The sequence below is a fragment of the Agromyces sp. P1_H4 genome (genome assembly GCF_056405255.1).
Genome location: NZ_JBFUCL010000217.1, coordinates 1 through 6,452, shown reverse-complemented (window position 1 = coordinate 6,452; position 6,452 = coordinate 1). Strand labels below are relative to the sequence as shown.

Annotated in this window: 8 protein-coding genes; 4 read left to right on the top strand and 4 right to left on the bottom strand. The window is 71.4% G+C overall.

The window, feature by feature from the left end:
* The coding region (locus AC1DY2_RS13150; RefSeq protein ID WP_476762834.1) for an NmrA family NAD(P)-binding protein at positions 1-147 on the bottom strand (147 nt) is incomplete at its 3' end.
* A 55-nt stretch (positions 148-202) separates the two neighbouring features.
* On the opposite strand from AC1DY2_RS13150, the gene AC1DY2_RS13145 reads away from it, so the two are divergent.
* Together AC1DY2_RS13145 and AC1DY2_RS13140 are read left to right on the top strand one after the other, a co-directional pair.
* Entirely contained in the window at positions 203-598 is a 396-nt protein-coding gene (locus AC1DY2_RS13145; RefSeq protein ID WP_476762833.1) for a winged helix-turn-helix transcriptional regulator, read from the top strand.
* Positions 599-627: 29 nt separating this feature from the next.
* Positions 628-1,569 (top strand): aminoglycoside phosphotransferase family protein, encoded by a 942-nt coding sequence (locus AC1DY2_RS13140; protein WP_476762832.1) that lies wholly within the window; start codon positions 628-630, stop codon positions 1,567-1,569.
* Positions 1,570-1,631: 62 nt separating this feature from the next.
* On the opposite strand, the gene AC1DY2_RS13135 is transcribed toward AC1DY2_RS13140, so the two are convergent.
* Genes AC1DY2_RS13135 through AC1DY2_RS13125 form a run of 3 tightly spaced genes read right to left on the bottom strand, consistent with a single transcriptional unit; the run spans position 1,632 to position 3,537 of the window.
* Positions 1,632-2,204: a DUF3618 domain-containing protein gene (locus tag AC1DY2_RS13135; protein ID WP_476762831.1), complete on the bottom strand. Its 573-nt coding sequence runs from the start codon at positions 2,202-2,204 to the stop codon at positions 1,632-1,634.
* Positions 2,201-2,656: a phage holin family protein gene (locus AC1DY2_RS13130; RefSeq protein WP_476762830.1), complete on the bottom strand. Its 456-nt coding sequence runs from the start codon at positions 2,654-2,656 to the stop codon at positions 2,201-2,203. The genes AC1DY2_RS13135 and AC1DY2_RS13130 overlap by 4 nt, the downstream gene beginning before the upstream one ends.
* Positions 2,656-3,537: an ATP synthase subunit B family protein gene (locus tag AC1DY2_RS13125; protein ID WP_476762829.1), complete on the bottom strand. Its 882-nt coding sequence runs from the start codon at positions 3,535-3,537 to the stop codon at positions 2,656-2,658. The genes AC1DY2_RS13130 and AC1DY2_RS13125 overlap by 1 nt, the downstream gene beginning before the upstream one ends.
* Before the next feature lie 255 nt (positions 3,538-3,792).
* Here AC1DY2_RS13125 and AC1DY2_RS13120 point away from each other — a divergent pair, with 255 nt between their 5' ends.
* Both AC1DY2_RS13120 and AC1DY2_RS13115 read left to right on the top strand, forming a co-directional pair.
* Positions 3,793-4,746, top strand: a complete 954-nt coding sequence (locus AC1DY2_RS13120; RefSeq protein ID WP_476762828.1) for a TIGR03557 family F420-dependent LLM class oxidoreductase — start codon at positions 3,793-3,795, stop codon at positions 4,744-4,746.
* Between the two features lie 145 nt (positions 4,747-4,891).
* The gene (locus AC1DY2_RS13115) at positions 4,892-6,394 is read left to right on the top strand and encodes a helix-turn-helix domain-containing protein (protein ID WP_476762827.1); all 1,503 of its coding nucleotides are present in this window, start codon (positions 4,892-4,894) and stop codon (positions 6,392-6,394) included.
* Positions 6,395-6,452 lie beyond the last annotated feature (58 nt).

Below are 6,452 nucleotides of genomic sequence, written 5' to 3'. Positions count from 1 at the left end.
CTGCACCGCAGTGGCGCCGCGCTCGGCGACCTCGCGGGCCGCCCGTGCGCTGCGCACCACGGCAGTGACCTCGTGTCCCGCCTCGACGAGCACGTCGAGCACGGCCGATCCGATGTAGCCGGTCGCCCCGGTCAGAAGAATTCGCATGGCCGCAATAGTATGGATTGGATACCGGTTACTTCAACGGAACCGAGGTGGAGCCGTGACGCAATCCGACGCAATCGGCGTGGCCATGCCGGCCGTCGTCAACGACGTGCTGCGCCCCGACTGCCCGAGCCGTGTGGTCATGCAGCGCATCGGCGAGCGCTGGTCGATGTTCGTGATCCTCGCCCTCGCCGACGGCCCGCTCCGGTTCACGGCGCTGAAGGCCCGCGTCGGCGTGGTCACGTCGAAGGTGCTCACCGAGACGCTGCGTGCACTCGAGGCCGACGGGCTCATCGCGCGGCAGGCCTACGCCGAGTCGCCACCGCGCGTCGAGTACGAGCTCACCGGCCTCGGCGCCTCACTGCTCGTGCCGCTCGCCGGCATGCGCGCCTGGGCGGAGACACACGTGCCCGAGGTGCTCGCCTCCCGAGCGCGCCACCTCGTGACGTCGTGACGGGCGGGGGCGAGCAACTGCACCCTCGCATGCACGATGACGAGGTGCAGACGGATGCCGCGCTCGCGGCCTCGCTGGTCGCCGCCCAGTTCCCCGAGTGGGCGGGCCTGCCCGTCGAACCGGTGCCGTCGACGGGCACCGACAACGCGATATACCGGCTCGGCGACGACCTGTCGGTCCGGATGCCCCGCATCCACTGGGCGGTCGCCCCGCTCGAGCGCGAGTTCGCCTGGTTGCCGCGGATCGCGCCCGCACTTCCGTTCGCGRCGCCCGTGCCACTGGCCCTCGGCGCGCCCGGCGAGGGGTATCCCTGGCCGTGGACCGTGTGCCGGTGGGTCGACGGCGTGCACCCTGTCGCCGAATCAGACGGCCTCGATGCGCACGCCCTCGCCGCCGACCTCGGCCGGTTCGTCGTCGCCATGCGCGCGCTCGATCCGGCGGGGGCGCCGACGACGGCGTGGCCGCGGCCGTTGCACGAGGAGGACGAGCTCGTGCGCACGAACCTCACGCTCCTCGAGGAGGAGCTGCGACCGATGCACGACGACGTCGTCGCCATCTGGGAGGAGGCGCTCGGCGCGCCCCGAGCCGATCGCCTCGCGTGGATCCACGGCGACCTGTCTCCCGGCAACCTGCTGGTGCAGGACGGTGCCGACGACGGAGCCGGCGGCCGCCTCGTCGGCGTGCTCGACTTCAGCTCGATGGGCCTCGGCGACCCGGCCAGCGACCTGCGCGCCGCGTGGAACCTGCTGCCTCCGGGGGCGCGCCCGACCTTCCGGGACGCGGTGGGCGCCGACGACGCGACCTGGGCGCGCGCTCGCGGCTGGGTGCTCCTGCAGGCCCTGGCGCAACTGCCGTACTACTCGACGCGCAATCCCCCGCTCGCCGCGAACGCCCGGCGCGTCATCGCGGAACTCGTCGCAGAACGGACCAGGCAGGACGGCGCGGGCAGGACGATGCCCCGTCCGCACTAGGGGGGTTCACTCGGGGGGAGTGGCGGACGGGGCATCCGTTCGGATCAGCCGGGTAGGCGGCCTCAGCTCATCTGGCGGTCGGCCGCGTGCTTCGCATCGTTCTGCACCTGCGACGCCGCGTCCTGGCCCTCGGCCTTGACATTCTCGACGCCCTCCTGCGCGCGGTCCTTGACCGCCTCGGCGGCCTCGCGCGCGGGCTCCTTCAGGTGCTCGGCCGACTCCTTGGCGACGTCCTTCGCCTCGTCGACGAGCGGCGCCGCGGCGTCCTTCACCTTCTCCGCCGCGTCCTGCTCGACACGCGACGCCGGAATGAGCGAAGCGGCGAGGAGGCCGACGCCGAAGGCGATGAGGCCGACGGCGACGGGGTTGCCCTGCGTCGCGGACGCGACCCTGCGGGGCGCATCGGCGACCGCTTCACCGGTCGAGTCGACCATGTCGGAGGCGCTGCCCATCACGCGGTCCTTGAACCGGGATGCGGCCCGCTTCACCTTGTCGGTCTGGCGCTGGGCGGCCTTGGCCGGGTTCACCTTGTCGGCGAGCGCGTCGACGTCCTGGCCGAGTTCACGCTGCGTGCGCTCGATGTCGGCGCGGATCACATCAGGGTCGTCCGAGCGGACGACATCGGGGTTGCTCATCGGTTCTCCTCATTCCTCTTCAGCGTCTCGGGGATCTCCTTGACCGTGTCGACGGTCTGGGGCATGCCCTCGACCTCTTCGATCTCCTTCTTGCCCGTGAAGTACAGCACCGCGGCGACGATCCCCCAGATGACCGCCACGATCACTGCCGACCACGCGTTCCCCATGAGGTATCCGAGCGCCCACCAGAGGGCGATCGAGAGGAACAGCAAGGTGAAGAATCCGGCGACGCCGGCCCCTCCGAAGAGGCCCGCGCCCTTCCCGGTCTGCTTCACCGTCTGCTTCAGCTCCGCCTTGGCGAGCGCCATCTCCTGCCGGATGAGCGTCGAGATGTCACGGCTGACCTCGGCCATCAGGTCGCCCAGCGACGTCGTCGTCGCCTGCTGCTCCGACGGCGTCGGCAGGTCGGATGCCGCGTGCGAGCCCGCGCGCGGCTGGTTCAGGTTCGTCATCAGAGACCGTCCCTCGAGGTCGTGGTGCCGCCCTCCGTCCACGTCTCACCGGCCAGCGGGTCCGCGGCAGCGCCGCCGACCGTGCCCGTGACGACCGTGGTCTCGCCCGGAACGGTGGTTCCGGTGCCCGTGGCGCCGCTCGTGCCGAGCGTCCCGGTGCGGCCGTACGACGTGCCGGTGCGCGTGCCCGCGGATGCCCTGTCGCCGTTGCCGTAGGTGGCGTAGCGGCGCGAGCCGCCCGACGAGTCGTCGTCCGACGGCTGGGCCAGTGCCCGCACCAGGCGACCGACGACCACGCCGGCGCCGACGGCGATGCCGATGAAGACGCCGGGACGGCGGCGGGCGAAGCCCTTCACTTCCTCGAGCAGGTCGCGCGGGTCGCGCTCGTCGAGCCACTGCGCGACGGCGCCCACGCGGTCGCCCGCCTGGCGGGCGACATCCGCCGCGAAGCCCGAACCGGTTCCGGTGCCGTTGGCCATGCTGGAGAACTCGTCGCCGACGCTGCGGAGGCCCTTTGCTGCGCGGCTCTGCTGGGTCGCGGCCTGCTGGCGCACCTCGCTGCCGACCTGGTCGGCGAGACGGCGGGCCTGGTAGCGCGCCTCCGATCCGACCGCCTTGGTCTCCTCCTTGGCCGTTCCCGCGACGCGCTTGCCGGCGTCGCCGGCCTCCTTGGCGAGGTTGGCGGCCTCGTCGCGCTTGCCGGGCGTGGTCGACTCGTAGGTCGTGCCGCTCACGCCGGTCGTCCCGGTCGTGCCCGTGGTTCCGGTGGTGCCCGTCGTTCCCGGCACGCCGGTGGTGGTGGAGCCGCCGACTGCCGCTTCGTTCGCACCGAATGACGCGTCGTTCGAACTCGGGTATCCAGGTGTCGTGCTGTTCGTCATCGTCAACTCACTTCCCGTCTCGGTGGCCTGCACAGGCAGGCCCCGCTCGTATCCCCAAGAACGCTAGGTTCGCGGTTCCACCGCCAGAAGACCCTTGCGAGGCGTCGAACCGAGGCGTATAACGCGAGCGCGCCCGCGCCGCCGCGCGCCTCCGAGCGGCCGCGGCCGGGCATTGTGACCCGACGTCGGCACGAACGCAACCGGATTCCGGCGGCGGCGATCCGCACGTAGCCTGCCGTGGTCGAGGGGAGACGCATGCAGTACGGCTMCAAGCTTTCGGCCGAGGGGTTCGGACCCAACGAGTTGGTGCGCCAGGCGAAGCTGGCGGAGGCATCCGGATTCGATTTCGTCGAGATCAGCGACCACTACCACCCGTGGCTCGACTCGCAGGGGCACTCGCCGTTCGCCTGGACCGTGCTGGGCGCCATCGCGGCGAGCACCGAGTCGGTCGGCCTGGCCACCGGCGTGACCTGCCCGACGGTGCGGTACCACCCGGCGATCATCGCGCAGGCCGCGGCGACCCTGTCGCTCGTCTCCGACGGCCGGTTCACGCTCGGCGTCGGCTCGGGCGAGCGGCTCAACGAGCACGTCGTCGGACGCGGATTCCCCGCGGTCGCCGACCGGCAGGCGATGCTCCGCGAGGCCCTCGAGATCATCCGCCTGCTGTGGCAGGGCGGCTACCAGTCGTACCGGGGCGAGTACCTCGACCTCGAGGACGCGCGCGTGTTCGACCTGCCCGACGAGCTGCCCGTGATCGCCGTGGCCGCCGGTGGCACGAATGCCGCTGAGCTGGCCGCCGAGCTCGGCGACGGGATGTTCGGCACCGAGCCGAAGCCCGAGTTGTTCGACGCCTACCGCGGTGCCGGCGGCAGCGGGCCGACCTACGGCGAGGTGGGCCTCGCGTGGGCCGAGACCGAGGAGCAGGCGGTGCGGGCCGCATTCGAGGCGAGTCGCTGGTCGCTCACGGGCTGGAAGGTCATGAGCGAGCTGCCCAATCCGGCCAACTTCGAGGCGGCCTCGCAGGTCGTGAAGCCCGAGGACGTGGCGGCGTCGATGCCGTGCGGACCGGATGCCGCGAAGCACCTCGAGGCGATCCGGGAGTACGAGCAGGTCGGCTACGACCACGTCGTGCTCATGAACAACGGTCCCGACCCCGACGGGTTCATGGACTTCTTCGCCAGGGAGCTGAAGCCGGCGCTCGGCGGGTGACATCGCGACATCCGGAATTCGCGTTCTTCTTTCGCTCCACCTTGAAGCCGAGACCCACCGTGAACCGAGGCCGCAGCGATCGAACGCAGAATATTCGGGGTTGTTCCGTTTGCGGCATCCGCTCGCCCGTGTGAGCATCGAAGGCATGGTCACCGCCGATCGCCGCGCCGCACAGGTCGAGTCCGCCGACGTCGACTCCGCCGGGGTCGACCCCGACGAGGTGGACGCGCTGACCCTGGGTCGCCGCATCCGGGAGCGCCGCGTCGCCCGCGGCATGACGCTCGGCCGGCTGGCGGCCGCCATCGACCGGGCGCCGTCGCAGGTGTCGGCGATCGAGAACGGCAAGCGCGAGCCGCGGCTGTCGATGCTGCGCACGATCGCGCTCGCGCTCGGCACGACGGCCGACGAGCTGCTGAAGCCCGACGCGCCGTCTGAGCGGGCGGCGCTCGAGATCGCCGTCGAGCGGGCGCAGCGCGGACCTGTCTTCGCCGCCCTCGGGCTGCCGCCGTTCCGGGTGGCGAAGGGCATGAGCGACCAGACCCTGCAGACGATCCTCGCCCTGCACCACGAGATCGACCGGCTGCACCGCGAGCGCGCGGCCACCCCCGAGGAGGCACGGCGCGCGAACGCCGAATTGCGCGCCGAGATGCGCTCCCGCGACAACTTCTACCCCGAGCTCGAGGCGAAGGCGGCCGAGCTGCTCGAGGCCGTCGGCCACACCGGCGGACCGGTGTCGCACCAGCTCGTCGCCGACATGGCGAGCCACCTCGGCTACTCGCTGCACTACGTGGGCGACCTGCCGCACTCCACCCGCTCGGTCACCGACAAGCGCAACGGCCGCATCTACCTGCCCACCCAGCAGTCACCGTCGCGCGACTCGCGCTCCCCCATCCTGCAGGCGCTCGCGAGCCACCTGCTCGACCACGACGAGCCCCGCGGCTACGCCGACTTCCTGCGGCAGCGCATCGAGACGAACTACCTGACCGCCGCGATCCTCCTGCCCGAGCAGGCGGCCGTGCGCTACCTCACCGAGGCGAAGAACCTGCGCCGCATCTCGATGGAGGAGCTGCGCGACCACTTCGCCGTCTCCTACGAGACCGCCGCGCACCGGTTCACGAACCTCGCGACGGCGCGCCTCGACATCCCGGTGCACTTCATGAAGGTGCACGAGTCGGGCACCATCATCAAGGCGTACGAGAACGACAAGGTGCGCTTCCCGAGCGATGCGCTCGGCGCGGTCGAGGGCACCACGGTGTGCCGCAACTGGACGGCCCGCACCGTCTTCGACGTCGAGGACCGCTTCAGCCCTTGGTACCAGTACACCGACACCTCGTCGGGCACGTTCTGGTGCACGTCGCGCATCGAGAAGGCGAAGGAGGGCGAGTACTCGGTGTCGGTCGGCGTGCCGTTCGAGCACGTGAAATGGTTTCGCGGACGCGAGACACCCCATCGTGCGGTGTCGCGCTGCCCCGACGAGTCCTGCTGCCGGCGCCCGCCGGGCGACTTGGCCGATACGTGGGCTGATGCCTCATGGCCGGCCGCGCGCACCCCCACGTCGCTGCTCGCGGCGCTGCCCACCGGCACGTTCCCGGGTGTCGACCAGACCGAGGTGTACCAGTTCCTCGAGGCGCACGCCCCCCGCGCCTGAGCGCGACCGCACGCGGTGACCGCATGCATCGAACTGCGGATATACGATCCGGCGCCCC